18 protein-coding genes and 2 pseudogenes are annotated in these 26,129 nt (G+C 72.5%); 8 read left to right on the top strand and 12 right to left on the bottom strand.

Annotation, left to right across the window (positions count from 1 at the left end; genetic code table 11):
- Window positions 1–84: 84 nt before the first annotated feature.
- The 6 genes from ABD946_RS36310 to ABD946_RS36285 all read right to left on the bottom strand — a co-directional run bounded on the left by ABD946_RS36310 (window position 85) and on the right by ABD946_RS36285 (window position 8,534).
- On the bottom strand, window positions 85–1,779 hold the full coding sequence (locus ABD946_RS36310; RefSeq protein ID WP_425558790.1) for a spermine/spermidine synthase domain-containing protein: 1,695 nt from the start codon (window positions 1,777–1,779) through the stop codon (window positions 85–87).
- Between the two features lie 79 nt (window positions 1,780–1,858).
- Complete coding sequence (locus tag ABD946_RS36305; protein ID WP_345289965.1) at window positions 1,859–2,437, bottom strand: DUF2617 family protein; 579 nt, start codon at window positions 2,435–2,437, stop codon at window positions 1,859–1,861.
- A gap of 324 nt (window positions 2,438–2,761) precedes the next feature.
- Window positions 2,762–3,925: a pyridoxal phosphate-dependent aminotransferase gene (locus tag ABD946_RS36300; RefSeq protein ID WP_345289964.1), complete on the bottom strand. Its 1,164-nt coding sequence runs from the start codon at window positions 3,923–3,925 to the stop codon at window positions 2,762–2,764.
- 129 nt (window positions 3,926–4,054) lie between these two features.
- Window positions 4,055–4,603, bottom strand: coding sequence for a type III secretion system chaperone family protein (locus ABD946_RS36295; RefSeq protein WP_345289963.1), 549 nt, complete (start codon window positions 4,601–4,603; stop codon window positions 4,055–4,057).
- Window positions 4,604–4,764: 161 nt separating this feature from the next.
- On the bottom strand, window positions 4,765–7,380 hold the full coding sequence (gene clpB, locus ABD946_RS36290) for an ATP-dependent chaperone ClpB (protein ID WP_345289962.1): 2,616 nt from the start codon (window positions 7,378–7,380) through the stop codon (window positions 4,765–4,767).
- 251 nt (window positions 7,381–7,631) lie between these two features.
- Entirely contained in the window at window positions 7,632–8,534 is a 903-nt protein-coding gene (locus ABD946_RS36285) for a LysR family transcriptional regulator (protein WP_345289961.1), read from the bottom strand.
- Window positions 8,535–8,604: 70 nt separating this feature from the next.
- On the opposite strand from ABD946_RS36285, the gene ABD946_RS36280 reads away from it, so the two are divergent.
- The 5 genes from ABD946_RS36280 to ABD946_RS36260 all read left to right on the top strand — a co-directional run bounded on the left by ABD946_RS36280 (window position 8,605) and on the right by ABD946_RS36260 (window position 14,383).
- Window positions 8,605–9,711 carry a TDT family transporter gene (locus ABD946_RS36280; RefSeq protein WP_345289960.1) on the top strand — a complete coding sequence of 369 codons (1,107 nt, stop codon included), beginning with the start codon at window positions 8,605–8,607 and terminating at the stop codon, window positions 9,709–9,711.
- A gap of 409 nt (window positions 9,712–10,120) precedes the next feature.
- Complete coding sequence (locus ABD946_RS36275; protein WP_345289959.1) at window positions 10,121–11,089, top strand: LuxR C-terminal-related transcriptional regulator; 969 nt, start codon at window positions 10,121–10,123, stop codon at window positions 11,087–11,089.
- On the top strand, window positions 11,082–12,059 hold the full coding sequence (locus tag ABD946_RS36270; RefSeq protein WP_345289957.1) for a LuxR C-terminal-related transcriptional regulator: 978 nt from the start codon (window positions 11,082–11,084) through the stop codon (window positions 12,057–12,059). The genes ABD946_RS36275 and ABD946_RS36270 overlap by 8 nt, the downstream gene beginning before the upstream one ends.
- Before the next feature lie 391 nt (window positions 12,060–12,450).
- On the top strand, window positions 12,451–13,422 hold the full coding sequence (locus ABD946_RS36265) for a LuxR C-terminal-related transcriptional regulator (protein WP_345289956.1): 972 nt from the start codon (window positions 12,451–12,453) through the stop codon (window positions 13,420–13,422).
- Entirely contained in the window at window positions 13,415–14,383 is a 969-nt protein-coding gene (locus ABD946_RS36260) for a LuxR C-terminal-related transcriptional regulator (RefSeq protein ID WP_345289955.1), read from the top strand. Before ABD946_RS36265 ends, ABD946_RS36260 begins: the two co-directional genes overlap by 8 nt.
- Before the next feature lie 30 nt (window positions 14,384–14,413).
- On the opposite strand, the gene ABD946_RS36255 is transcribed toward ABD946_RS36260, so the two are convergent.
- From ABD946_RS36255 to dnaK, 6 genes are all read right to left on the bottom strand, one after another.
- On the bottom strand, window positions 14,414–15,037 hold the full coding sequence (locus ABD946_RS36255) for a hypothetical protein (RefSeq protein ID WP_345289953.1): 624 nt from the start codon (window positions 15,035–15,037) through the stop codon (window positions 14,414–14,416).
- Window positions 15,038–15,579: 542 nt separating this feature from the next.
- On the bottom strand, window positions 15,580–16,503 hold the full coding sequence (locus ABD946_RS36250; RefSeq protein ID WP_345289952.1) for a helix-turn-helix domain-containing protein: 924 nt from the start codon (window positions 16,501–16,503) through the stop codon (window positions 15,580–15,582).
- Window positions 16,504–16,824: 321 nt separating this feature from the next.
- Complete coding sequence (locus ABD946_RS36245) at window positions 16,825–17,310, bottom strand: heat shock protein transcriptional repressor HspR (RefSeq protein ID WP_345289951.1); 486 nt, start codon at window positions 17,308–17,310, stop codon at window positions 16,825–16,827.
- 7 nt (window positions 17,311–17,317) lie between these two features.
- Window positions 17,318–18,460, bottom strand: coding sequence for a molecular chaperone DnaJ (gene dnaJ, locus ABD946_RS36240; RefSeq protein WP_345289949.1), 1,143 nt, complete (start codon window positions 18,458–18,460; stop codon window positions 17,318–17,320).
- A gap of 108 nt (window positions 18,461–18,568) precedes the next feature.
- Entirely contained in the window at window positions 18,569–19,171 is a 603-nt protein-coding gene (grpE, locus tag ABD946_RS36235) for a nucleotide exchange factor GrpE (protein ID WP_345289948.1), read from the bottom strand.
- Window positions 19,168–21,015, bottom strand: coding sequence for a molecular chaperone DnaK (dnaK, locus tag ABD946_RS36230; protein WP_345289947.1), 1,848 nt, complete (start codon window positions 21,013–21,015; stop codon window positions 19,168–19,170). Before dnaK ends, grpE begins: the two co-directional genes overlap by 4 nt.
- A gap of 285 nt (window positions 21,016–21,300) precedes the next feature.
- On the opposite strand from dnaK, the pseudogene ABD946_RS36225 reads away from it, so the two are divergent.
- The 3 genes and pseudogenes from ABD946_RS36225 to ABD946_RS36215 form a co-directional block, all read left to right on the top strand.
- Window positions 21,301–23,542: pseudogene (locus ABD946_RS36225) on the top strand ((Fe-S)-binding protein); the annotation flags it as partial.
- A 338-nt stretch (window positions 23,543–23,880) separates the two neighbouring features.
- Window positions 23,881–24,945: pseudogene (manB, locus tag ABD946_RS36220) on the top strand (mannose-1-phosphate guanylyltransferase); the annotation flags it as partial.
- Window positions 24,946–25,137: 192 nt separating this feature from the next.
- Window positions 25,138–26,094, top strand: a complete 957-nt coding sequence (locus tag ABD946_RS36215) for a YIP1 family protein (RefSeq protein ID WP_345289944.1) — start codon at window positions 25,138–25,140, stop codon at window positions 26,092–26,094.
- Window positions 26,095–26,129: the final 35 nt, after the last annotated feature.

The raw sequence follows: 26,129 nt of genomic DNA, 5'->3' as shown, positions 1-26,129 counted from the left end.
GCGCGAGGCTCTGCTGACTTGCGGCTCCGCCGCGGGGCGCGCGGGGGAACGGCAGCACGTGCAACTGGCTCGGCTGCCCCGACCTCACACTGGTCCGCCTTCCGAACTCGCGCAGTTCCCCGCGCCCCTGCGGGCCGCTCCGCGGATCAGCCGAGGAGGGTGCGCGGGGCGGGGAGGGGGTCGGGGCGGGTGGTGGCGAGGGCGGCGGCGGAGGTGCGGAGGCGGTCGGGGGTGAGGGAGCGGGTGGGGGCGGTGAGGGTGAGGGCGGGCGGGGTGCGGGCGGCGAGGGACGAAGGTGGCGGGGGTGCCGGGGCCGCGCGGGCAGTGGCGGGGGCCGTCGGCCGCGGGGTAGGGGGCGGTCCGCAGCCCGGCCGCCTGGAGGGTGGCCTCGGCCGGCCAGAGCTCCTCGGCCCGGACGGCGATCCGCCCGCCGGGGGCCAGCAGCCGCGCGGCCAGCCCGTAGAACTCCTGGGTGTCGTACGGCCGCCCGCGCAGCTCGCTGAGCACCACGTCGTACGACCCGTCGGCCCCGCGCAGCCACCGCAGCGGCTCGCCCGTCACCAGCCGGACCCGGGGATCGGCCAGCGAGTGCTCGCCGAGGGCGGCGAGGGCCGGGTCGTGCCGGGCCAGGTCGGCCAGGACGGGGTCGGGTTCGACCAGCACCACGGAGCGGACCGCCGGGTGCCGCAGCACCTCGCGCAGGGCGAGGCCGTCGCCACCGCCGAGCAGCAGGACCCGCCCGGCGGGGCCGCCGCCGAGGGCGGGGTGGGCGAGGGCCTCGTGCTCCCGGTACTCGTCGGGGCCGCAGACGGCGAGCCGTCCGTCGAGGTAGAGCTCCAACGGTCCGCGCTGGGGCGGGAGCCGGGCGGTGGCGGGGGCGGCGGGGTCGGCGTCGCCGGTGAGGACGATCTCCTGGAGCCGGCCGTGCAGGGCGAGGCGGACCTGGGCGCCGTAGATGGCCTGGCGGGCGGCGCGTTCGATGGCGTCGGTGCAGGCGGCGGCGACGGCGAGGGCGAGCAGCACCAGGCCGCAGCCGGCCCAGAGCAGGACCCGGGTGCGGGGTGACACCTCGTCACGGAACAGCCGGAGCACCACGGCGGCCCCGGCGACGGCGTTGACCGCACCGGTGAGCAGGGCGCCGGTGCTCTGGCCGAACTGGGGGAGCAGGACGAAGGGGAAGGCCAGCCCGCCGACCAGCGCGCCGACGTAGTCGGCGGCGAACAGGTCGGCGGCGGCGCGGCCGGCGTCCTCCCGGCGGATGCGCTGGATCAGGGTCATCAGCAGCGGGATCTCGGCGCCGATCAGCACGCCGATCAGGAAGGTGGCGACGACCACCCCGGCGAGCGTCGCCCCGTGGTGGTCCAGTCGGGCCCAGGCCCAGTAGAGGAGGAGCACGGAGGTGCCGCCGGTGAGGGCCAGTGCGCACTCGACCAGGGCGAAGGAGGCGGCGGGTCGGCGGGTGAGCCGTTTGGCGAGCAGCGAGCCGACGCCCATCGCGAAGACCATCACGGAGAGCACCACCGAGGTCTGGGTGGTGGTGTCGCCGAGGAGCTGGCCGCCGAGGGCGACCAGCTCCAGTTCGTACACCAGGCCGCAGGCGGCGCAGACGAAGGCCGCGAGCAGCACCAGCAGCCGGGCCGCCCGGGCCCGGCCGCGCAGCGGCACCGGGCGGGCGGCGTCCCGGGCCCGGACCGCGCTCGCCCCGATCACGGCCAGACCGGCCGGGTCGTCGGGTGCGGGGAGCGGACTGAGGGGTGGGCCCGGTGGATGGTTGATCACGAACAAACGCTAGGCGAGGCGAGCGGCCGACCGCTGCACCCATTCGACGGACTTGACGGTGCAGAGAATTGACGTTTCATCACCATGGGCTACCTGTCGGACGGTCCGGCTCGGACGCGTTTGCGAAGACCGTCAACGAGGACCGGGTGCAGACCAGCCGGCCCTCCTGCGGGTAGGCGTGCCAGGTCCGCCAGAGCACCCGCTGCTCGTCGCCGTGCGCGACCAGCGCGGTGAAGGCGCTCGGGTCCCCGGGGAAGACCCCGGCCAGCGCGTACGGGTGGCCCTCGACCAGGGCGAGCAGCTCCTGCGCCCGGGCCGCGAAGACGTGCGGGGAGAGCTCCTCGATCCGGGCCGCGAACTCGTACTCCCAGCCGCCGACCTGTTTGGCCACCCGGGCGGGCAGCGGGGTCTGACGGCCCGGCAGACAGGCCACCGTCTCCAGGCACTCACCGGGGCCGGCCGCCAGGATCACCTGGTGGGAGGCCCCGAGCAGCCTGAGTTGCAGCGTCCCGCCGGCGAGCCGACCGGGCGGCGTGCTGCCGATGCGGTCGAGTCTCAGATCCCGCACGGCGAGCGCGGGCAGCGGACTGCCGCCCAGGCACCAGGCCAGGTCACCGGCTCGGGTGTCCGTGTAGGAGGTCTGCAGTGTGGTGAGCATGCTGGGCTCCGCGTTTCAGCTCCGTGCGCGCCCGCCGTCAGCCTCCGGCCCGGCGTTGGCGTCGGGGCTGTTCGAAGCTGTGCGGTCCGTGGCGCGGCCGACCGTGGAAGGAAGGATTCCGGCTGGAGATTCAGCAGCAGAGAAGCACGAATTCTCCGGGTCCGTCAGGGATTTACCCAGCTTTGCCCGGCATTCACCGTTCTGGCTACACCCTCTACCCTGGTGTGATCAACCCGGTGCACGACTCTGAACGGCGCGCGCCCCCTTCACCGGAGCGCGCGCCGTTCACCACCCTCGTGCGCCGGGGCGCACGGTGAGGGGCCGTCAGAGCCTGCGCAGACGGGTGACGGCCTCCTCCAGGACCTCGTCCTGCTTGCAGAAGGCCCAGCGGACCTGGCTGCGGCCGGCCTCGGGGTCGTCGTAGAACACCGCGTTCGGGATCGCCACCAGGCCGCAGCGCTCGGGCAGCTTGCGGCAGAACTCCAGGCCGTCGGTCTCGCCGAGCGGGGTGATGTCGGTGGTGATGAAGTAGGTGCCCTGCGGGCGGTAGACCTCGAAGCCGGCCGCCGCCAGGCCGTCGGCGAGCAGGTCGCGCTTGCGCAGCAGGTCGGTCCGGAAGCCGTCGAAGTAGGCGTCGGGCAGGCGGAGCGCGTCGGCCACGGCGTACTGGAACGGGCCCGCGCTGACGAAGGTGAGGTACTGCTTGGCGGTGCGGACGGCGGCCACCAGCTCGGGGGAGCCGGTCACCCAGCCGACCTTCCAGCCGGTGAAGGAGAAGGTCTTGCCGGCCGAGGAGATCGAGACGGTGCGCTCGCGCATGCCGGGCAGGGCGGCGATCGGGCGGTGGGCGGCGGGGCCGTACACCAGGTGCTCGTAGACCTCGTCGGTGACCACCAACAGGTCGTGCTCGACGGCCAGTTCGGCGATCGCGCGGAGCTCGTCGGCGGTCAGGACGGTGCCGGTCGGGTTGTGCGGGGTGTTGATCAGCAGCAGCCGGGTGCGCGGGGTGACCTTGGCGCGGAGCTCGTCCAGGTCCGGGCGGAAGTCCGGGGCGCGGAGGGTGAGCGGGACCCGGGTGGCGCCGGCCATCGCGATGCAGGCGGCGTAGGAGTCGTAGAACGGCTCCATCGCGATCACCTCGTCGCCCGGCTCCAGCAGGGCGAGCAGCGAGGCGGCGATCGCCTCGGTGGCGCCGGCCGTGACCAGCACCTCGCGGTCGGGGTCGTAGGACAGGCCGTAGAGCCGCTGCTGGTGCTCGGCGATCGCGTGGCGGAGCTCGGGGATCCCGGGGCCGGGCGGGTACTGGTTGCCCTTGCCGGTCAGCACGGCGTCGGCCGCGGCCCGGGCGATCTCGGCCGGGCCGTCGGTGTCCGGGAAGCCCTGCCCGAGGTTGATCGAACCGGTGGTGACGGCGAGGGCGGACATCTCCGCGAAGATCGTCGTCCCCATGCCCGCCAGACTGCGGTTCAGCAGCGGCCTCGTACCCATCAGGTGCTCCTCACGGTTCGTGGAAATCGGGGCCATCCTCGCGGCGGGGGAGGGGCGGGGCAAGGGGACGCCCTGCGGGTACGGGGAAGGCCCGCCTCCCGGGGGAGACGGGCCTTCCGGAGTGCTGGATCAGCTCTCGTCGGTGGGGGCGGCGGCGTCGCCGCCCTCGCCCTCCTCGATCTCCTTCTGGAGGCCGAGGCGCTCGACGATCCACTGCTCGAAGCCGACCGCGGCCTGGGTCCAGTTGGCGGTGGTGGTGACGAAGTACTCCAGGTTGACGCCGGTGCCGACGATCATCTGGGACTCGCCGATCAGGCGGACCACGCCGTCCTCGTGGGTGTGGGTGTAGACCTTGGGCCAGAGGGTCTCGCGGTTCCACTCGTCGATGAGGTCGAGGATCTCGCCCTTGTCCTCGAGCGGGTAGGCGCGGTCGTAGAAGGCACGGACCGCGAAGAGCTCCTTCTGCTCGCCGCGGAACATGTAGTAGACCCGGAAACCCTCCCAGGGAGCGGTGAGGTCACCCTCCTCGTCGACCACGTGCTTGAGCTGCATCTGGTCCAGCAGCTGGCCGACCAGGGCCTGGTCCGGCACGACGACCGGCGGCGGGCCCTGGGGGGCCGGCTGGCCGCCGCCCTGCGGGGCGCCGAAGGAGGGAATGGACGACGGGTCGATGCTCATCGGGGGTCCTTTTCTCAGTGCACGAGGAGGTGGCGAACTGTGAGGGGCCGCCCTTCCGGGACCCATCCTGCCTCATTCGCGGCCCGGGACACAGGGCCTACCGGGCCCGGGCCGCGAACTCCACTACTCCCTGGGCGAACGTGCTCCGGCGGCGCCCCGGATCACTTCCGCAGGCCCGTGCCGGGGGCCTGCGCGCGGACCGTCAGGCGGTCGCCGGCCTCGTCCTGCTCGACCACCACGGTGTCCCCGTCGTGCACCTGGCCGGAGAGGATGGCGCGGGCCAGCTGGTCGCCGATCGCGGACTGCACCAGGCGGCGCAGCGGCCGGGCCCCGTAGGCCGGGTCGTAGCCGGTGAGCGCCAGCCAGTCGCGGGCGGCCGGGGTGACCTCCAGGGTGAGCCGGCGGTCGCGCAGCCGGGCGCCGAGCGCGGCGACCTGGAGGTCGACGATCCGGCTGAGCTCCGCGGTGCCCAGCGGGTCGAAGACCACGATGTCGTCGAGCCGGTTGAGGAACTCGGGCTTGAAGGCGGAGCGGACGGTGTCCAGCACCAGCTGCTTCTTCCGGTCCTCCGGGGTGGCCGGGTCGACCAGGTACTGGCTGCCCAGGTTGGAGGTGAGGATCAGGATGGCGTTGCGGAAGTCCACCGTCCGGCCCTGACCGTCCGTCAGCCGGCCGTCGTCGAGCACCTGGAGCAGCACGTCGAAGACCTCGGGGTGGGCCTTCTCCACCTCGTCCAGCAGCACCACGCTGTACGGGCGGCGGCGGACCGCCTCGGTGAGCTGGCCGCCCTCCTCGTAGCCGACGTACCCGGGCGGGGCGCCGACCAGCCGGGAGACCGAGTGCTTCTCGCCGTACTCGCTCATGTCGATCCGGACCATGGCCCGCTCGTCGTCGAAGAGGAAGTCGGCCAGGGCCTTGGCGAGTTCGGTCTTGCCGACGCCGGTGGGGCCGAGGAAGAGGAAGGAGCCGGTCGGCCGGTCCGGGTCGGCGATGCCGGAGCGGGTGCGCCGCACGGCGTCCGAGACGGCGCCCACGGCCTCGCTCTGGCCGATCAGGCGGCGGCCCAACTCCTCCTCCATGCGCAGGAGTTTGGCGCTCTCGCCCTCCAGCAGCCGGCCGGCCGGGATGCCCGTCCAGGAGGCCACCACGTCGGCCACGTCGTCCGGGCCGACCTCCTCCTTGACCATCGAGTCGGAGGCGTCCTCGTCCTTGGCGTGCTGCTGGGCCTCGGCCAGCTCGCGCTCGGCGGCCGGCACCTCGGCGTACATCAGCTTGGAGGCGCGCTCGAAGTCGCCGTCCCGCTGGGCGCGTTCGAGCGCTCCGTGCAGGTCGTCCAGGCGCTCCTTGAGCTCGCCGACCCGGTTGAGGGACTTCTTCTCCTGCTCCCACCGGGCGTTGAGCGCGCTCAACTGCTCCTGCTTGTCGGCCAGGTCGCGGCGCAGCCGCTCCAGCCGGTCCACCGAGGCCGGGTCGGACTCCTTCTCCAGTGCCAGCTCCTCCATCCGCAGCCGGTCGACCGAGCGCTGGAGCTGGTCGATCTCGACGGGGGAGGAGTCGATCTCCATCCGGAGCCGGGAGGCGGCCTCGTCCACCAGGTCGATGGCCTTGTCCGGCAGGAAGCGGGCGGTGATGTACCGGTTGGAGAGGGTGGCGGCGGCCACCAGGGCGGCGTCCGCGATCTGCACCTTGTGGTGCGCCTCGTAACGGCCCTTCAGGCCGCGCAGGATGGCGATGGTGTCCTCGACGCTCGGCTCGCCGACCAGCACCTGCTGGAAGCGGCGCTCCAGCGCCGGGTCCTTCTCGATCCGCTCGCGGTACTCGTCCAGCGTGGTCGCGCCGACCATCCGCAGCTCGCCGCGGGCCAGCATCGGCTTGAGCATGTTCCCCGCGTCCATCGCGGAGTCGCCGCCGGCGCCCGCGCCGACCATGGTGTGCAGCTCGTCGATGAAGGTGACGACCTGTCCGTCGCTGGCCTTGATGTCGTTCAGGACGGCCTTCAGCCGCTCCTCGAACTCGCCGCGGTACTTGGCCCCGGCCACCATCGCGCCCAGGTCGAGCGAGACCAGCCGCTTGCCGCGCAGCGACTCGGGCACGTCGCCCGCGACGATCCGCTGGGCCAGGCCCTCGACCACGGCGGTCTTGCCGACGCCCGGGTCGCCGATCAGCACCGGGTTGTTCTTGGTCCGGCGGGAGAGCACCTGGATCACCCGGCGGATCTCCTGGTCCCGGCCGATCACCGGGTCCAGCTTGCCGTCGCGGGCCGCCTGGGTCAGGTCGGTGCCGTACTTCTCCAGCGCCTTGTACGTGCCCTCCGGGTCGGCGGAGGTGACCCGGGCCGAGCCGCGGACGTCCTTGAACGCGGCCAGCAGCGCCTTCGGAGTGGCGCCGTGGTCCTTGAGCAGCTCGGCCACCTGGCCGCCCTCGGCGGCCAGGCCGACCAACAGGTGCTCGGTGGAGAGGTACTGGTCGTCCAGGTCCTCGGCCCGCTTGCCGGCCTCGGTCAGCACCGCGAGGGTGTCGCGGGCCAGCTGCGGGGCGGAGACGGTGGAGCCCTGGGCGCTGGGGAGGGCGGTGGCCTGCCGCTTGGCGGCGGCGGTGACGGCGGTGACGTCCGCGCCGACCGCTTCGAGCAGGGGGCGGGCGACGCCCTCCGGCTGCTCCAGCAGCGCCAGCAGGATGTGCACCGGCTTGACGTCCGGGTTACCTGCGGCGCTGGCCTGTCGGATCGCGGCGGACAGGGCGTCCTGGGTCTTGCTGGTGAACTTGCTGGCGTCCACTACTGGCGTGCTCCTCTTTGACTCGGGTGGTGTACGACAAGTTGAGTCTAGCGCGCTCAACCTTTATGGGTCCAGCAAACGGCCGACGTCCGGAGGGCAGCGACCCGGGGGCGCGAGGCCCTGCTGATCGGCGGCTCCGCCGCGGGGCGCGCGGGGGAACGGCACCACGTGCAACTGGCTGGCCTGCCCCGATCTCACGCTGGTCCGCCTTCCGTACTCGCGCAGTTCCTCGCGCCCCCAACGCGTAGCCACTACCTCTTGCGGGTGAGGCCGAGCAGCTCGCGGGCCGGGCCGGCCGGGCGGTGGCCGGCGGGCCAGACGGCGCGGAGGGGCCGGTGGAGGTCGACGCCCTCGACCGGGACGGCGACCAGGCGGCCGGTGGCGAGCTCCTCGGTGACGGCGAGTTCGCTCAGGCAGACCGGCCCGGCGCCGGTCATCGCGGCGGCTTTGAGCGCGGTCGAGGAGGCCAGCTCCAGCCGCGGCGCGGCGGTGCCGCCGTACGGGGCGAGCGCCTGCTCCAGGACCTCCCGGGTGCCCGATCCGGGCTCGCGCAGGACCAGCGGGGTGGCGGCCAGTTCGGTGCCGGTGAGCGGGCTGCGGCGGCGGGCCCAGGGGTGGCCGGGGGCGACCACGACCACCAGCCGGTCGGCGGCGACCACCGCGCCGTGCAGGCCGGGCGGGGTGGTCGGGCCCTCGACGAAGCCGAGGTCGGCGTCGCCGCCGAGGACGTGGGCGGCGACGTCGGCGGAGTTGGCGGTGCGCAGGGTGACGGCGGTGTCGGGGCTGACCTGGTGCAGGGCGAGCAGCCAGCCGGGCATCAGGTACTCGGCGACGGTGAGGCTGGCGACCACGGTGAGCCGGGAGTCGCGGCGGCCGCGCAGGGCGTCGATCCCGGCGTCCAGGGCCTCGGCGGCCTCGACCACGTTGCGGGCCCACTCGACCACCAGCCGGCCGGCCTCGGTGGGCCGGGAGCCGCGCGGGGAGCGGTCCAGCAGCGGGACCCCGATCTGCTGCTCCATGCCCTTGATCCGGGCGCTGGCGGCGGGCTGACTGACCCCCAGTTCGGCAGCGGCCCGTCCGACGCTGCCGAGTCTCGCCACCGCGAGCAGCAGTTCCAGGGCGCCGAGTTCGGGGACGTGCGGGGAGAGGGCCATAGGGCCAGGCTATGCCGCCATCCATCCGGCCGCGCTACCGGCGGCGGTGCGCGGGGCGCACCGTGGAGGCATGGCCACGATCACCGCACCCCGCACCCTCGCCGGCTACGGCCTCGACCTCTCCCGGCTCGGCCCCAACTGGTACGCCGCCGTGATGGGCACGGCCATCGTGGCCAACGGGGCCGCCGCGCTGCCGCTCGCCCTGCCGGGCCTGATCGGCTTCGGCGAGGCGGTCTGGGCGATCTCCGCGGTGGCCCTGCTGGTGCTGGTGGCGGGGCGGCTGGTGCACTTCACCAAGCACCGCGCGGCGGCCCGCGAGCAGCTGCTGGACAACCCGGCCACCGCCTTCTTCTACGGCTGCCCGCCGATGGCCCTGCTGGCGGTCGGCTACGGCACCGAGGTGCTCGGCTCCCGGCTGATCGGCAGTCAGGCCGCGCTCACCGCCGACCTGGTGCTCTGGAGCGTGGGCACCCTGTACGCGGTGGTGGTGGCCTTCGGGATCCCGTACCTGATGATCACCCGGCACCGGCTGTCCCCGCTGGAGGCCAACCCCACCTGGCTGCTGCCCGTGGTGGCGCCGATGGTCTCCGCCGCGCTCGGCCCGGTGCTGGTGCCGCACCTGCCCGAGGGGCTGCGGCCGGCCATGCTGTACGGCTGCTACGCGCTGTTCGGGGCCAGCCTGCTGGCCACCCTGGTGCTGCTGCCGGTGGTCTTCGCCGGGCTGGTGCACAGCAAGCTGCCCGCGCTGGTGCTGACCCCCTCGCTCTTCCTGGTGCTCGGCCCGCTCGGCCAGTCCACCACCGCGGTGAACCAGCTGGCCGACGCGGCCAAGGGCACGGCCCCCGAACTGGCCTCCTTCGCGGTGGGCTTCGCGGTCCTCTACGGGGTCTCCACGATCGGCTTCGCGATGCTCTGGCTGGCCGTGGCGCTGGCCGCCAACCTGCGGGCGCTGCGGGCCGAGATGCCCTTCGCGATGACCTGGTGGGCCTTCACCTTCCCGGTCGGCACCCTGGTCACCGGAGCCGCGGGCCTGGCCCGGCACACCGGGTTCGACGGCTTCACCGGCCTCGCGGCGGGGCTCTACCTGCTGCTCGTCGCGGCCTGGGCGGTGGCCTCGGCGCGCACCCTGGCGGGGCTGCGGGACGGCCGCCTGCTGGGACCGGTCCAGTCCACCTGACGGACCGTCGGGAGGCCCCGGGCCCGCGCCCGGCTGCAGGTTCCTGCACTTGCGGGAACCTGCAGCCGGGCGCCCCTTGTTCGCAGCCCCCCCTGCTGTGAAGGTTGGGAACACGCCAAGGTCGTCCGGGCAACCGCAGCCCGGGACAGGTGACTTGTCCCACCACGGGGGACACCGGTGCGTCCGCGCGCCGGTGAGTCGAGGTGGGGCCCCGGCCGGGACGCCATGTGTGGTGATGGCCCCGGATCCGGTGCCGGCGAGGCGTTGCTGCTCCGCCTCGCCGGGGTCCCCGGATCCTGGCGCGAGATCGACGGGTTCCCCGGGACGTGGCATCCCGGGGGACACGTCGGCCGACGCCGCTGAGATCATGGCCATGACGGCCTGCGGCGATCGGCGAGGAGGTACCGGGATGGCTGCGGAGACGGCCGGGGCCCCGTTCCCCGACGAGGCGGCCCGAGGGCTCTACCTGACCATCCTGACGGCCGGCGGCCGCGTCCCGTTCACCGACGTGTCCGAGGCCGAGCGGCCCGCGCTGGACCAGCTGCTGCGCACCGGGCTGGTGATCCCCAACATCATCGACAAGGCCTACGTCGCCGTCAGCCCCCGCTCGGTGAGCGAACGGATGAGCAGCGAACTGCGGGCCAACGCGACCAGGCTGCTGCTCCAGGCCGAACAGCTCCCCGACAGCCTCGGCGGCCTCGCCCGCGCCTATGACGCCGTCCCGCGGGACGCCGCCGAACCGGCCCAGCCGGCCGTCGTGGTCGGCCAGGACCGGATCCGCCACCGGATCGCCGAGCTGGTCTCCGAGAGCAGCCAGGAGGTGCTCACCGCGCAGCCAGGCCCGCGCAACCCCGAGGGCCTCGCGGTCGCCCGCCTCCAGGACCTCGCCCTGCTGCGCCGGGGCGCCCGGCTGCGCACGCTCTACCAGCCGATGACGGTCAACGAGCCGGCCGCGGTCGAGTACGCCACCGCGGTGGCCGCCGAGGGCGGCCAGGTCCGGCTGCTCGACGAGCCGTACCAGCGGATGCTGATCATCGACCACAAGGTCGCCGTGGTCCCCGCCGAGGACGACTACAGCCGGGCGGTCTTCATCACCGAGCCGGCGGCGGTCGCCTTCCTGGTCGCGGTCTACGAACGCGACTGGGCCCGCGCGGAGACCTTCGACTGGGGCGGCCTCGGCACCGCCCCGCCCGCCCTGGCCGCCACCCGCCGGGTCGGCCGCCTGCTCGCCACCGGCCTCACCCAGAAGGCCGTCGCCACCCGCCTCGGCCTGAGCGAACGCACCGTCGCCGGCCACATCTCCCGCCTGCGCGAGCAGTACGGCGCGCAGACCCTCTTCCAGCTCGGCTGGCGGATGCGGGACGGCCGTGATGCCTGACCTGCCTGAGCCCGCCCGGTCGGAACTACCCGACAAGGCGGAGCGCGAGCTCTACCTGGAGGTGCTGGCCCAGGGTGGCCGGGTGTCGCGGGCCGCTGTCGGCGAGGCGGACCAGGAGGCACTGGGGAGGCTGCTGGCCGGTGGGCTGCTGGTGGGGAGCGACGACGGCCTCGGCTGGACGGCGGTGGATCCGCGGGCGGTGAGTGCCCGGATCAGCGCGGGGCTCCGGACGGCGGGCACCAGGAAGCTGCTGGAGGCCGAGCAACTGGGCGAGGAGCTGCGGGAGTTCACCGCTGCCTTCGAGGCGGCGCCGCGCCGCTCGGTGCGCTCCGGGGTGGTGCGGCACGTCCACGACATCCGGCAGGTGCTCGATCAGGCACGGCAGTTGGAGGCCACCGCGACGGAGATCCTGAGCGCCCAGTCCGGCGCTCCGCTGGCGCCGCAGCAGCTGGCCGACTCCACCGCGAGGGCCCGGGCGTTCGCGGCCCGGGGCGGCACCGCCCGGGTGCTCTACGAGCCGGCCGCGCGGGCCGATCCCGCCACCGTCGCGTACGCCCGCTCGCTCACCGAACTCGGCATCACGGTGCGGGTGTTGGGCGAGCCGTTCAAGCGGATCACGGTGTTCGACCGGGCCGTGGCGGTGGTCCCGGCGGCCGCCGACCAGAGCAGCGCGGCCTTCGTCGAGGACCCGGCGGTGGTGGCCTTCCTGGTCGGCGGCTTCGAGCGGGACTGGCAGCGCGCCGAGCAGGTCACCTGGGCGGGTGACCAGGCGGCCGAGCCGGAGCGTCCGGTGGAGGAGCAGGTCGGCCGGCTGCTGGCGGCCGGGCTCACCCAGCGCACCATCGCGCTGCGGCTGGGCCTGAGCGAACGGACGGTGGCCGGCCACCTCGCCCGGCTGCGCGAACTGCACGGCGCCGAGACCCTGTTCCAGCTCGGCTGGCGGATGCGGGGAGGCTCCGGGCCGCGGTGACCTGGTGCCCCCGCTGCCGGTTCCTGCACTTGCGCGAACCTGCATGCGCGCAGGTCTTGCCCGGTGTACGGGTGCCTGTGAGGGTGGTACATGCCAAGGCCGACCGGGCTCGCAACGCCCGGTGGGGACGACTTGGCCCGCCCCCGGGGGTGTAGCCGGTGCCCCACGCGCCGGTCTCGAACGGGCGGGCCGCGGCCGGGGTGCCGCTTGTGGTGAACGGCCCCCGAGAAGCGCTGCGGGACGCTGCTGCTCCGTCCCGCCGGAAGCCGTCCGGCCTGGTGCGATGTCGGCGGGTCTCCCGGGGGCCGAGTACCCCGGGAGGCGCGTCGGGCCGTACCGCGCTGGGATCATGGCCGGAGCGGAACGGAACGGGGCGAGGAGGTACACGGTCATGGCCACGGTGACGCCGACCGGGGACGTCGGGCTGCTCGACGAACAGGCCCGGGAGCTCTACCTGGCGGTGCTCGCCGAGGGCGGCCGGCTGCCGGTCGCCGCCGTGCCCCAGGGCCCGGCGCTGGCAAGGCTGTTGGAGACCGGCCTGGTGCGGACGGACGGGCCCGGCACCCGGTACGTGGTGCAGAGCCCGCGCGCGGTGGGCGAGCGGATCAGCGCCGAGCTCTGCGCCGCCGCCGCCCAGCTGCTGCAGCGGGTCGAGGAGCTGCCGCTCGCGCTGGACGGCCTGACCCGGGCCTACGACTCGGTGCCCCGGCAGGGCGGCGACGGCGAGCAGGCCGCCTACGTGGACGGCCTGGTGGGCATCCGGCAGCGGCTGGCCGAGCTGCTCTCCGAGTGCGAGGGCGAACTGCTCACCGCCCAGCCCGGCCCGCGCCCGCCCGAGGGCCTGCGGATGGCCGTCCGCCAGGACACCGCGCTGCGGCGCCGGGGCGTCCGGGTGCGCGCCCTCTACCAGCCCCTGGTGCTCGGCGAGCCCGCCACCGTCGCGTACGCCACCACCCTCTCCGCCGAGGGGGCCGAACTCCGGCTGCTGGACGAGCCGTTCCGCCGCATGATGATCATCGACCGGAAGGTCGCGGTGCTCCCGGCCGCCGACGACCTCACCCGGGCCGTCTTCGTCTCCGATCCGGTGACGGTCTCCTTCCTGGTCGCCGTCCACGAACGCGACTGGGCCCGGGCGGACGCGGTCGACTGGGCCGGCCTGACCGCCGAGTCCGCCACCGACCTCACCCGGGACAGGATCAGCCGCCTGCTGGCGGACGGCCTCACCCAGAAGGCCGTCGCCTCCCGGCTGGCCCTGAGCGAGCGCACGGTGGCCGGCCACATCTCCCGGCTGCGCGAGCGGCACGGTGCCCGCACCCTCTTCCAGCTCGGCTGGCGGATGCGGCGCCGGTGCGGCCATGAGTGAGCGCCGCCCGCTCGGCCCGGCCGAACGGGCCGTCTACACGGCCGTCCTGGCCGAGGGCGGCCGCGTCTGGTTCCGGGACGTCACCGCGGAGGAGGCCCCGGCGGTGCTGCGCCTGCTGGAGTACGGCCTGCTGGTCCACCACACCGAGGACGGCACCCTGACGGCGGTCAACCCGCGTTCGGTGGGAGACCGGAAGGCGGCCGAACTGCGAGCGGCCGGGATGGAGTTGCTGGGCCGGGCCGAGCACGTGCCGACGCCGCTGGAGGAGCTGGCCCATGCCTACGACGCCGCGCCGCGCCGCTCGGGCCGCACGGGAGTGGTGCGGATCGTCAGCGACATGGAGGAGATCCGCTCCCGCATCGTGCAGATCGAGGCGGAGCGGCGGGAGGAGGTCCTGGCGGCCCAGCCCGGCGGCGCCCGCCCGGCCGAGTTCCTGGCCCAGTCCCTGGGGCGGGACCGTGAGTACCTGGAGGCCGGAGGGCGCAAGTTGACGTTGTACCAGCCGGGTGCCCGGTCGGACGCGCCCACCGTCGAGTACGCCGCGCGGCTCAGCGCGTGGGGCGAACAGATCCGCGTCCTGGACGAGCCGTTCACCCGGATGCTGGTGTTCGACCGTCAGCTCGCGGTGGTCCCGGCCAGGGCGGACAACACCTCGGCGGCCTTCGTCGAGGACCCGGCGGTGATCAATGTCCTGCTGGGGATCTGGGAGCGCGACTGGGAGCGGGCCGAGCGCGTTCGGTGGAGTGAACTCGCGGGTGCGGCAGGAAAGTTGGCGGTGCACGAGCAGGTCGGCCGACTGCTCGCACAGGGCCTCAGCCAGCGGGCCGTCGCCTCCCGGCTGGGCCTGAGCGAGCGGACGGTGGCCGGGCACATCGCGAGGCTGCGGGAGCTGTACGACGCGGACACCCTGTTCCAGCTCGGCTGGCAGATGCGCGGGGCGGAGGGGATGTCAGGTGAGTGACCGTCCCCGCGCGTCCGTGGGCGGACGGGGTCAGCCGGTGGCGACGCCGCCCCAGTCGCTCCAGTAGCCGTAGCCGGAGGTCTCCTGACGGGGCGTCGGGAAGGCCTCGGTCGGGGCGGTCCAGAAGCCCTCGCGGAGCGAGAGCGCCATGCCGGCCCAGTCGAGGGCGGTCTCCACGGTGTGGTGCAGGGCCTCCTGCGACCAGGTGTCGTCGAAGACCAGCGGCAGCACCGGGGCGACCTGCTCGATGGTGGCTATCAGCGGGTTGTGGGTGATCGCCTCGTCCACCAGCAGCACGATCGGCTTGCGCAGCGAGGACGCCCAGCCCAGCTCCAGCGCGACGCCGGCCGAGAGCGGGGCACCGACGTAGGCGAAGACCAGGTCGGCGGTCTGCAGCGCGCGGAAGTCGGACGGGACGCGGGGCTCGGGGGCGCGGCCGTTCACCGTCCAGGCGTCGCTGTGGTGGGCGCTGTAGACGGCGGCGCCGCTCTTCAGCAGGGTCGAGCGCAGGGTGGTCAGCCGGGTGCGGCTGGCCAGCGTCACCACGCTGTCCGCCGGGCCGGTCAGCCGCATGAGCGGCGCGGCGAGGAACACCCGGGCGCGCCGACCCTCGGGGGTCTGAACAGCGCGGTTGCGCAGGTACGGCTCACTCATGACGACTCCGGACGAATCGGGGGCGGGGAGCGAATCCCCACAAGCAGTGTGGTGGTTTTAGAGAATGCTGCTGCGCATTCGTTGAGGCCAAAACTATTTGGTCGAGTTCATGTCACCTGGTCAGCGCCCCCGTGAACAACTCGCACCGACCAGTGGGAGAGTGCATTGATCGTCCCGGCCTGGGGGGTGTGGCGTCTACCGGCACTCGATGTCATCTCCCTGCCTGGCAGAGAGATGACACACCTCTTACGCTGCCCTGGTATGCGCCGGGAGTGGCAGGATTTATATTGAACCGATAGTCATACCCGTGATCAGTCCAGGACCACACAGGACCACATTGGAGGGAGTGCTCTCGTGCGTAGTGCGCGTCGCCTCATCGCCTCAGCCGTTCTCCTCGGTGCCGCACTTTTCCTCGGCGCGGGCACCGCTAACGCTGACAGCGTCTGGCAGCTGAAGTCGGCCAGGGTTACGGCCGCCGCTCTCGCCGACGACAGCGTCTGGCAGTAGCGCAGGCCACGGGGGCACCTATCCCGCCGGGGCGGTCAGACGATGTCCGGGCCGTCCTCGGCGGGCTCCTGTGCTGCCGCACTGTCCTGGGCCAGACGCCAGCCGAGCTGGAACAGGGTGTCGACCCCGTAGTCCTCACGCATCTCGGCTATGTGGCGGGCCAGGGTGCGCTCGCTCAGCCCCAGGTTCCTGGCGATCACCCGGTGGCCGATGCCCTGGGCCATGGCTCTGATGATCTGCCGGCGGAGGCTCGAGAGCACCTCGGGCGGCACCTCGCGGCTTCCCTGGAACGGGATGGCCCGCTCCCAGAAGGACTCGAAGGACTGGATCAGGTACGTGATCACGGCCTCGTCCCGCACGAAGGCCGCCTGGGTCATGTCCTTGCTGCCCGGGATGATCGCGACTTTGCGGTCCACCACGATCAGGATGGTGAACGGCTCGTCCAGGGTCCGGATCTGACTGCCCGCCTGCGTCATCGTCTCGACGTACTCCAGGGTTGGGCTGGAGTAGCGGGCGCTCGGCTGGTAGATCGTCCTGGTCGTTCCGCCGCGGCGGAGCACCTCCATGTCCCGCTCGATCGCGGTCCGGACGGTCTCCGGCCGCCGACCGCCACCCGGCTGCGCGGTGAGCAGCTCCTGGGAGCAGTTCTCGACCAGGGCGGCGAGGCGTTCGTTGATGGCCACCTTGCCCTGGACGTACTCGATCGAGCCGCCTCGGTCAGCACGTCGGGTGAGCTCGCTGTAGGCGTCGCCCAGCTCCCGGATCTCGTCGTCGAAGGCCGCCGACCGGGTCAGCAGTTGGACCGCCTCGCGCCGCCAGGCGGCGCTGCGGGAGGTGGACAGCCGCTCGGGATCGACCGCGACAAGGGTGCCCGGAGTGTCCAGATCGCGTACGAAGAGGCCGTAATCGAGCAGTTCCTGTGCGTCTGGACCGGTCGGTTCCTGTCCGTCTGCGGTCAAGCGGCCGCCTGCCTGGATGGCCGACAGGTAAAGCGCACGTGCAGTCCGGGAGAGCGGGTTTCCTCCGGGTTCCGCCGAGGACAAACTCCCTGGTGCGCTCACTCGTACCGCTCCTCTCCGCCCTTCGTCCGTGGGGCTCTGCGGGTGCTGCACAGTGAAGCATAGGGATCAATACGGATGATAGGCAGAACGGTTCGACCACTGGGCCGGCCGTTCGTTTACAGCCACCGTACGGCTCACAGGATGCACCCTGACACGACCGACGGGCGGGAGGTCACCCCCCGGACGGAGGGGCCGCCCGCCCGATCGGCGAACCACCGGCTACCGCTTGGGGCGCCACACCACCAGGGCGCTGGACTGCTGGACCTGCTGGTAGGGGACCAGGTCACGGCGGTAGGAGGCGTGCACGGCGGCCTCCCGCTGCTGGAGCGCGGCGGCCGCGCCCTCCAGGGCGTCGACCATCTCGCCGACCTTGGCCTGCAGGGCGGCGACCTGGTTCTCCAGCTCGATGATCCGCTTGATGCCGGCCAGGTTGATGCCCTCGTCCTGGGAGAGGCGCTGGACCTCGCGCAGCTGCTGGATGTCCCGGGCCGAGTAGCGGCGGCCGCGGCCGGCGGTGCGGTCGGGGCAGACCAGGCCGAGGCGGTCGTACTGGCGCAGGGTCTGCGGGTGCAGACCGGAGAGCTCGGCCGCGACCGAGATCACGTAGACCGGGGTCTCCTCGGTCAGGACGTAATGAGCCCGGGGGCGGGCGCCGCCGGGCAGGCCTTCGCCGAGGCCGGGGCCGATGGGAGGGGTCGGGCTCATCTGGTCATCACGCTCCCTCTGCCGCCTTGAACAGGGCGGCTCGCGGGTCGTCCGAGGCGGTGGCCTCGCGGTACTGCTCCAGGGCGGCGAGGGCCTCGTCGTCCAGGTGCTTGGGGACCACGACCTCCACGGTGACCAGCAGGTCGCCGCGGGTGCCGTCCTTGCGGGTGGCGCCCTTGCCGCGGGCCCGCAGGGTGAGGCCGTTGGCGCTCCCGGCCGGGAGTTTGAGCTTCACCGAGGGGCCGTTCAGGGTGGGCACCTCGATGGTGCCGCCCAGCGCGGCTTCGGGGAAGGTGACCGGCACGGTGACGGTCAGGTTGTCCGCCTTGCGGCCGAACACCGGGTGGGCGTCCACGTGCACGGTGACGTAGAGGTCGCCGGGCTGGCCGCCCCGCTCGCCCTGGGCTCCCTTGCCCTTGAGCCTGATCCGTTGCGAGTCCTGGACCCCGGCCGGGATGCGCACCTGCATGGTGCGGGCCGAGGAGGCCCGCCCGCTGCCGTGGCAGACCGTGCAGGGGTCGTCGACCAGCATGCCGCGGCCCTTGCAGTCCCGGCAGGGCTCGGAGAGCGCGAAGGCGCCCTGGCCGCGGCTGACGGTGCCCGCGCCGACGCAGGTCGGGCAGACCCGGGGGGTGGTGCCGGCCTTGGCGCCGGTGCCGGAGCAGGCCCGGCAGGCGGCCTGACTGGTCATCCGCAGCGGCACGGTGGCGCCGTCCACGGCCTCCTCGAAGGCCAGCGTCACCTCGGTCTCGACGTCCGCGCCGCGGCGCGGCTGGGGCTGCCGGGGGCCGCGGTTGAACAGGCCGCCGAAGAGGTCGCCGACCCCGCCCCCGCCGCCGCCCTGCGCCCCGCCGAACAGGTCGCCGAAGTCGAAGCCGCCGCCCTGCGGGCCGCCGGCCCGGAAGCCGCCGCTGCCGAAGAGGCTGCGCGCCTCGTCGTACTCCTTGCGGCGCTTGTCGTCGGAGAGGACGTCGTACGCCTCGGAGATGTCCTTGAACTTCTCCTCGGCCTTGGCGTCACCCTTGTTGGCGTCCGGGTGGAACTCGCGGGCGAGCTTGCGGTACGTCTTCTTGATCTCCGCGGTGGTGGCGTCCTTGGGCACGCCGAGGACCTTGTAGTAGTCCTTCTCCACGTAGTCCTTCGCGCTCATGGCTGCCGCCACCTCCCGTGGCTGTTCCGTACTGGGTCGGTCGGGGATACGGCACTGCGGAGCCGCCCGTCGTCCAGGACGACGGACGACTCCGCAGTGCGTGCCGTGTCAGCTCTCCGAGGCACCGTCGGCCTTGTCGGAGTCCGACGAGTCGGCATCCGCGGCGGCGGTGGTCTGGGTGCCCGGCTGGGGCTCCGCCACGGCCACCATCGCCGGGCGGATGATCCGCTCGCCGATCCGGTAGCCGGGCTGGAGGATCTGCACGCAGGTGTCCTCGGTGACGTCCGAGGAGTAGCTGTGCATCAGCGCCTCGTGCAGCGTCGGGTCGAAGGGCTCGCCCTCCTTGCCGAACTGCTGCAGCCCGAGCTTGGCCACGACCGTCTCCAGGCTGTCGGAGACGGACTTGAACCCGCCGGTGACCTCACCGTGCTCGCGGGCCCGGCCGATGTCGTCCAGCACCGGGATCAGGGCCTCCAGGATGTTGGAGACCGCGATCTCACGGACCGTCAGACGGTCGCGCTCGACCCGCTTGCGGTAGTTCTGGTACTCCGCCTGGAGGCGCTGGAGGTCGCCGGTGCGCTCGGCCAACTCCCGCTTCGCGGTGGCGAGTTCGTCACCACCCGCGACGGCCTCCTCGGCCGCCTTCAGGACGGCCTCCTCGGCGGCGGCGGAGTCGTCGCCGGGCTCGGTGCCCTGCGGCTTCTCCGTCATGCCGACGCACCGCCCTTGGGCTTCTCGTCGTCCACGATCTCGGCGTCGACGACGTCGTCGTCCTTGGCGCCGGCCGCACCGGCGTCACCGGCCGGAGCGGCACCCGCGGCGTCGTTCTGCGCGTACAGCGCGGCGCCGAGCTTCTGGGCGGTGGTGGAGACCTTCTCGGTCGCCTCGCGGATGGCCGCGATGTCCTCGCCCTTGAGGGCTTCCTTGAGCTCGCCGATGGCGGTCTCGACCTCGGTCTTGACGTCGGCCGGGAGCTTGTCGGTGTTGTCCGCGATGAACTTCTCGGTGGAGTAGACGAGCTGCTCGCCCTGGTTCCGCGTCTCCACGGCCTCGCGGCGCTTGGTGTCCTCCTCCGCGTACTGCTCGGCCTCGCGCATCATGCGCTCGATGTCGTCCTTCGGCAGCGCGGAGCCGCCGGTGACGGTCATCTTCTGCTCCTTGCCGGTGCCCAGGTCCTTGGCACCGACGTGCATGATGCCGTTGGCGTCGATGTCGAAGGTGACCTCGATCTGGGGCAGGCCGCGGGGGGCCGGCGGCAGGCCGGTCAGCTCGAACATGCCGAGCTTCTTGTTGTACGCCGCGATCTCGCGCTCGCCCTGGTAGACCTGGATCTGGACCGACGGCTGGTTGTCCTCGGCCGTGGTGAAGATCTCGGAGCGCTTGGTCGGGATCGTGGTGTTGCGCTCGATCAGCTTGGTCATGATGCCGCCCTTGGTCTCGATGCCGAGGGACAGCGGGGTGACGTCGAGCAGCAGGACGTCCTTGACCTCGCCCTTGAGGACACCGGCCTGGAGCGAGGCGCCGATGGCGACGACCTCGTCCGGGTTGACGCCCTTGTTGGCCTCCTTGCCGCCGGTCAGCTCGCGGACGAGCTCGGCGACGGCCGGCATGCGGGTGGAGCCGCCGACCAGGACCACGTGGTCGATCTCGGACAGGCTGATGCCGGCGTCCTTGATGACGTTCTGGAACGGGGTCTTGCAGCGCTCCAGCAGGTCCGCGGTCAGCTGCTGGAACTGGGCCCGGGTGAGCTTCTCGTCCAGGTGCAGCGGGCCCTCGGCCGAGGCGGTGATGTAGGGCAGGTTGATCGAGGTCTCGGAGGACGAGGACAGCTCGATCTTGGCCTTCTCGGCCGCCTCGCGCAGGCGCTGGAGCGCCATCTTGTCCTTGGAGAGGTCCACGCCGTGGCCGGCCTGGAAGACCTTGACCAGGTGGTCCACGACCTTCTGGTCCCAGTCGTCGCCACCGAGGTGGTTGTCACCGTTGGTGGCCTTCACCTCGACGACGCCGTCGCCGATCTCCAGCAGGGAGACGTCGAAGGTGCCACCGCCGAGGTCGAAGACCAGGATGGTCTGGTCGTCCTTGTCCAGGCCGTAGGCCAGGGCGGCGGCGGTCGGCTCGTTGACGATGCGCAGGACGTTGAGGCCCGCGATCTCACCGGCCTCCTTGGTGGCCTGGCGCTCGGAGTCGGAGAAGTAGGCCGGGACGGTGATGACGGCGTCGGTGACCGTCTCGCCCAGGTACGACTCGGCGTCCCGCTTCAGCTTCTGCAGGATGAAGGCCGAGATCTGCTGGGGGTTGAAGTCCTTGCCGTCCAGGTTGATCTTCCACCCGGTGCCCATGTGGCGCTTGACCGAGCGGATGGTGCGGTCGACGTTGGTGACCGCCTGACGCTTCGCCACCTCGCCGACCAGGATCTCGCCGTTCTTGGCGAAGGCGACGACGGACGGCGTGGTCCGGGCGCCCTCGGCGTTGGTGATGACGGTGGGCTCACCGCCTTCGAGAACGCTGACGACCGAGTTCGTCGTGCCGAGGTCGATGCCGACCGCGCGTGCCATCGTGAATACCTCCGGGAAGAAGTTGAGCTTTACAGGCTCAAGGATGCACGGCCCTCCGGGGAGAGTCAACTGCCATGAGTGGATCCGGCTCAACTTTACTGCGCGCTTATGTCGTCCCCTGCTCCGAGCGGGTGAGTCCGCCCTTAGTGACAGCCGCCATACCCGGTGCGTCTTCTGAACGGGCGTTAACGCGCGGTAGTCTCCGGGCCGTCGGCCCTGAAAGTTACTGATGAGTACACTCAGGGGGAACCTGCACACATTCCAGCCGCTGGAGACGGAGAGCCGATGCAGCTAGCAGCGATCGTCATCTCGCTGGTCACCTTCGTGATCGGCACCGCGCTCGCCGCCCGGGCGGCGTTGTACATCTACAAGGTGGTGCGCACCGGCGCCGCCGACGGCACCCGCTTCGGGCAGCCCGCCCAGCGCGTCGCCACCGTGGCGAAGGAGTTCTTCGGCCACACCAGGATGAACCAGTGGGGTGTCGTCGGCATCGCGCACTGGTTCGTCGCGGTCGGCTTCTTCTCGCTGGTGCTCACCCTGGTGAACGCCTTCGGGCAGCTCTTCGACGCCGAGTTCGTCCTGCCGGTCATCGGCCACTGGCTGGTGTGGAACGTCTTCGTCGAGCTGATCGGCACCCTGACCACGCTGGGCATCCTCACCCTGATGGTGATCCGGCTGCTCAGCCTGCCCTCCCGGGCCGGCCGCAAGTCCCGGTTCGCCGGCTCGATCGCCTGGCAGGCCTTCTACGTCGAGTACACGATCCTCGGCATCGGCCTGTGCATCATGATGCTGCGCGGCCTGGAGGGCGCCCTCGAGGGCGTCGACTCCTTCGATCCGGCGTACCTGGTCTCGTACCCGATCGTCGCGGCCTTCCGCGGCGTCGCCACCGGCACCCTGGAGAACCTGGTCTACCTGTTCGCGATGCTGAAGATCTGCATCTCGTTCGCGTGGGCGACCACCATCGGCGTCAACCCCTCGATGGGCGTGGCCTGGCACCGCTTCCTGGCCTTCTTCAACATCTACTTCAAGCGCGAGGAGGACGGCGGCACCGCCCTCGGCGCGCTCCGTCCGATGACCAGCGGCGGCCAGCCGATCGACTTCGAGGACCCGGCCGACGACGCCGTCTTCGGCGTCTCCCAGGTCGAGCACTTCGCCTGGAAGGGCATCCTCGACTTCTCCACCTGCACCGAGTGCGGCCGCTGCCAGTCGCAGTGCCCGGCCTGGAACACCGGCAAGCCGCTCTCCCCGAAGCTGCTGATCATGAGCCTGCGGGAGCACGCCTTCGCCAAGGCGCCGTACCTGCTGGCCGGCGGCGGCAAGGACATGGAGGGCAACGAGCAGGCCACCCCCGAGCAGCTCAAGGACGTCCCGGCGGCCGCGCTGGCCGAGGCCGAGCGCCCGCTGATCGGCACCGCCGAGGAGAACGGGGTCATCGACCCCGACGTGCTCTGGTCCTGCACCACCTGCGGCGCCTGCGTCGAGCAGTGCCCGGTGGACATCGAGCACATCGACCACATCGTCGACATGCGCCGCTACCAGGTGATGATCGAGAGCTCCTTCCCGACCGAGGCCGGGACGATGCTCAAGAACCTGGAGAACAAGGGCAACCCGTGGGGCATGGCCACCAAGGCGCGCCTGGACTGGGTGAAGGAGCTCAAGAAGGAGACCGGCATCGAGGTGCCGGTGATCGGTGAGGACATCGACCCGGCCGAGGTCGAGTACCTCTACTGGGTCGGCTGCGCCGGCGCTCTGGAGGACCGGGCGAAGAAGACCACCAAGGCCTTCGCCGAGCTGCTGCACACCGCGGGCGTGAAGTTCGCGATCCTCGGCAAGGAGGAGACCTGCTCCGGCGACTCCCCGCGCCGCCTGGGCAACGAGTTCCTGTTCCAGATGCTCGGCGCGCAGAACGTCGAGACCCTGAACGCCGCGCTGGAGGACGCCCCGGCCAAGCGGATCGTGGCCACCTGCCCGCACTGCTTCAACACCATCGCCAACGAGTACCCGCAGCTCGGCGGTCACTTCGAGGTGATCCACCACACCCAGCTGCTGCAGCACCTGATCGACGAGGGCAGGCTCCTCCCGGTCAACCCGGTCGAGGGCCTGATCACCTATCACGACCCCTGCTACCTGGGCCGCCACAACAAGGTCTACACCCCGCCGCGCGAGATCATGGACAAGGTCCCCGGTCTGCGCCAGCAGGAGATGCACCGTCACAAGGAGCGCGGCTTCTGCTGCGGCGCCGGCGGCGCCCGGATGTGGATGGAGGAGCGGATCGGCAAGCGCATCAACACCGAGCGCGTGGACGAGGCGCTGTCCCTCAACCCGGACATCGTCTCCACCGCCTGCCCGTTCTGCCTGGTGATGCTCTCCGACTCGGTCAACGGCAAGAAGAACGACGGCGTGGCCAAGGAGCACCTGAAGGTGGTCGACGTGGCCCAGCTGCTGCTCGACTCCGTCAAGGCGCAGCCCGCCGACCCGGAGCCGGTCGAGGCCTGAACCCGGCCGTGATCCGGCGCCCACCCCGGCCCCGGCCGCCCCTCACGGGCGGCCGGGGCCGGGGTGCTCCCGGCCCGTGCCGACGGCCCGGCGCCCGGGCCCGCGGGGGACGTGCGGGCCCTCGGCCGCGGTGGTGAACACCTGGGGGAGGTTTGGTGCCGCTTCCTCGGCCCCCGGGGCGGGACCGCGAGGTCCGGTGGCGTCCGCGGGGTGTCGGGTGGTACGTATCGGACCCCCGTTGGAACGGGGGCGGTTTGGAACGAAATACAGTAGGCGTCGAACTCGTGGACCACGAGCGGACGACAGCGACAACGTCACCTCGCGACCTGGCGGGGCCGGCGGCAACGGAGCAAGGGGAGAAGCGCGACCATGACCGAGGCGATCATGCTGGTCGGTGGCAAGGGCACACGGCTGCGCCCGCTGACCACCCACACCCCTAAGCCGATGCTGCCCGTCGCGGGCGTCCCCTTCATCGCCCACCAGCTGGCGCGGGCCGCCGCCGCCGGGGTCACCCGCGTGGTGCTGGCCACCTCCTACCTGGCCGAGGTCTTCGAGGAGCACTTCAAGGACGGCAGCCCGTACGGGCTGGAGCTGGTCTACCTGACCGAGGAGGTGCCGCTGGGCACCGGCGGCGCGATCCGCAACGCCGCCTCGGGTCTGACCTGCGGCCCGGACGAGCCGGTCCTGATCTTCAACGGCGACATCCTCTCCGGCCTGGACATCGCCGCGCTGCGGGACGGGCACGTGGCCGCCGGCGCCGACGTCACCCTGCACCTGACCCGGGTCGAGGACCCGCGCGCCTTCGGCCTGGTGCCGACCGACGAGCAGGGCCGGGTGCTGGAGTTCCTGGAGAAGCCGGAGACCCCGGAGCAGATCGTCACCGACCAGATCAACGCCGGGTGCTACGTGTTCACCCGATCGGTGATCGATCGCATCCCGGCCGGCCGCGAGGTCTCGGTCGAGCGCGAGACCTTCCCGGAGCTGCTGGCCACCGGCGCGCTGGTGCGCGGTGTGGTGGACACCTCGTACTGGCTGGACCTGGGCACCCCGGGCGCCTTCGTGCGCGGCTCGGCGGACCTGGTGCTCGGCAAGGTGGACTCCCCGGCCGTCCCCGGCGAGACCGGTGAGGCGCTGCTGCTCCCGGGCGCCGAGGTGGCCCCGGGCGCGGTGCTGAGCAACGGCACCGTGGTCTCCGAGGGCGCGGTGATCAAGGGCGGTGCGATCGTCGAGGGCAGCGTGGTCCTGCCCGGTGCGGTGATCGCCGCCGACGCCCACGTCAAGGACTCCATCGTCGGCGCGTACGCGAGCGTCGGGGAGCGCTGCTCGCTGGACGGCGCGGTGATCGGCGACGGCGCCACCGTCGAGGCCGACAACGAGCTGCCGAACGGCATCCGGATCGCCTGCGGCACCCTCCTGCCGGTCGGTGCCGTGCGCACCACCGCCGGCCCGGGCGGCTGCCCGGCCGGTGAGACCCCGGCCGCCGTGGTGCACGGCCACAAGGCCGCGGCGCGCTGACCCGTCGCTGACGGTCCGTCGGTCCGGCGCGGGGTCACAGCACTGCTGCAATCCCGCGCCGAAGCCATGATCAACCGACGTGTGGTCAGCTCCAGCGGGTACCTTCGTGCCGTGGCTGGCAACGCATACGACAACGGTGAGGGCGCCGTCGACCCCCGGCAGGGCTGGGGGGCGGCGCCCGGCGGGCAGGGTGCTCAGGGAGCGCCGGGACCGCAGGGGCACGCGCCGACGGGGGAGCCCGAGTTCTTCACGGCTCCGCATCCGGCGTACCCGCAGCAGGGCTACCCGCAGCAGGGTCCTCCGCAGGCCTACCCGGACTACCCGCAGCCCGAGTACCCGCAGTCGGACCACCCGCAGGCGGAGTACCCGCCGCCCGGGTACCCGGAGGGCGGCTACGGGACGGACCTGCCCGGGCACACCCGGGTCTTCTCGGTCGACGAGGAGCAGCACTACGCCTCCGCCCCGCAGGGCGACAACGTCGCCACCTACCGGGCCGGCGGCCAGTCCACCCCGCGGGCGGGCGGCCCGCGCCCGGCCTGGAAGGAGCTGCTGACCGGCCTCTACCGGGCCCCGGTGGCCACCTTCGACCGGGTCCGCGACCACCAGGTCTGGCTGCCCGCGCTGACCGTCTCGGCGCTGTACGGCGCGCTCGCCGTGCTCGGCCTGGGGTCGACCAGGGACGACGTCTTCGGCTCCACCTTCTCGGTGGCGCTGTCGGCCATCGCCGGCTCGGCGGTCGCCTTCACCCTGGCGGGGGCGATGCTCGGCGCGGTCACCTACGGGCTGGCCCGCCAGCTCGGCGGCGACGGCCCGTGGCCGTCCACCATCGGCCTGGCGGTGCTGATCGCCTGGACCAGCGACGTGCCCCGGCTGCTGCTGGCCCTCTTCCTGCCCGCCGACAACGCGGTGGTCCAGGTGGTCGGCTGGGCCACCTGGCTGCTCTGCGCCGGGCTGCTCACCACCATGGTCCGCCGGGTGCACGACCTGCCCTGGGGCAAGGCCGCCGGCGCCGCCGCCATCCAACTGCTCGCCCTGCTGGTGCTCATCAAGCTCCCCACGCTGGGCTGACCCTCCCTCCCTCTTCTGTGCACGACCTGCACCGC

The sequence above is a fragment of the Kitasatospora albolonga genome, assembly GCF_039535905.1.
GTDB classification, from domain to species: Bacteria; Actinomycetota; Actinomycetes; order Streptomycetales; family Streptomycetaceae; genus Kitasatospora; species Kitasatospora albolonga.
The sequence above is the reverse complement of the archived record's forward strand: the minus strand, read 5'-3'. Positions and strand labels throughout refer to the sequence as shown.

What these genes read in the sequence shown, in the direction of transcription:
- ABD946_RS36305 (WP_345289965.1), bottom strand. Translation starts at nt 2,437, where the DNA reads ATGCTCACCACACTGCAGACCTCCTACACGGACACCCGAGCCGGTGAC.
- ABD946_RS36270 (WP_345289957.1), top strand. Translation starts at nt 11,082, where the DNA reads ATGCCTGACCTGCCTGAGCCCGCCCGGTCGGAACTACCCGACAAGGCG.
- ABD946_RS36300 (WP_345289964.1), bottom strand. Translation starts at nt 3,925, where the DNA reads ATGGGTACGAGGCCGCTGCTGAACCGCAGTCTGGCGGGCATGGGGACG.
- grpE (WP_345289948.1), bottom strand. Translation starts at nt 19,171, where the DNA reads ATGACGGAGAAGCCGCAGGGCACCGAGCCCGGCGACGACTCCGCCGCC.
- ABD946_RS36260 (WP_345289955.1), top strand. Translation starts at nt 13,415, where the DNA reads ATGAGTGAGCGCCGCCCGCTCGGCCCGGCCGAACGGGCCGTCTACACG.
- ABD946_RS36245 (WP_345289951.1), bottom strand. Translation starts at nt 17,310, where the DNA reads ATGAGCCCGACCCCTCCCATCGGCCCCGGCCTCGGCGAAGGCCTGCCC.
- ABD946_RS36295 (WP_345289963.1), bottom strand. Translation starts at nt 4,603, where the DNA reads ATGAGCATCGACCCGTCGTCCATTCCCTCCTTCGGCGCCCCGCAGGGC.
- ABD946_RS36280 (WP_345289960.1), top strand. Translation starts at nt 8,605, where the DNA reads ATGGCCACGATCACCGCACCCCGCACCCTCGCCGGCTACGGCCTCGAC.
- ABD946_RS36275 (WP_345289959.1), top strand. Translation starts at nt 10,121, where the DNA reads ATGGCTGCGGAGACGGCCGGGGCCCCGTTCCCCGACGAGGCGGCCCGA.
- ABD946_RS36255 (WP_345289953.1), bottom strand. Translation starts at nt 15,037, where the DNA reads ATGAGTGAGCCGTACCTGCGCAACCGCGCTGTTCAGACCCCCGAGGGT.
- ABD946_RS36285 (WP_345289961.1), bottom strand. Translation starts at nt 8,534, where the DNA reads ATGGCCCTCTCCCCGCACGTCCCCGAACTCGGCGCCCTGGAACTGCTG.
- dnaK (WP_345289947.1), bottom strand. Translation starts at nt 21,015, where the DNA reads ATGGCACGCGCGGTCGGCATCGACCTCGGCACGACGAACTCGGTCGTC.
- dnaJ (WP_345289949.1), bottom strand. Translation starts at nt 18,460, where the DNA reads ATGAGCGCGAAGGACTACGTGGAGAAGGACTACTACAAGGTCCTCGGC.
- ABD946_RS36265 (WP_345289956.1), top strand. Translation starts at nt 12,451, where the DNA reads ATGGCCACGGTGACGCCGACCGGGGACGTCGGGCTGCTCGACGAACAG.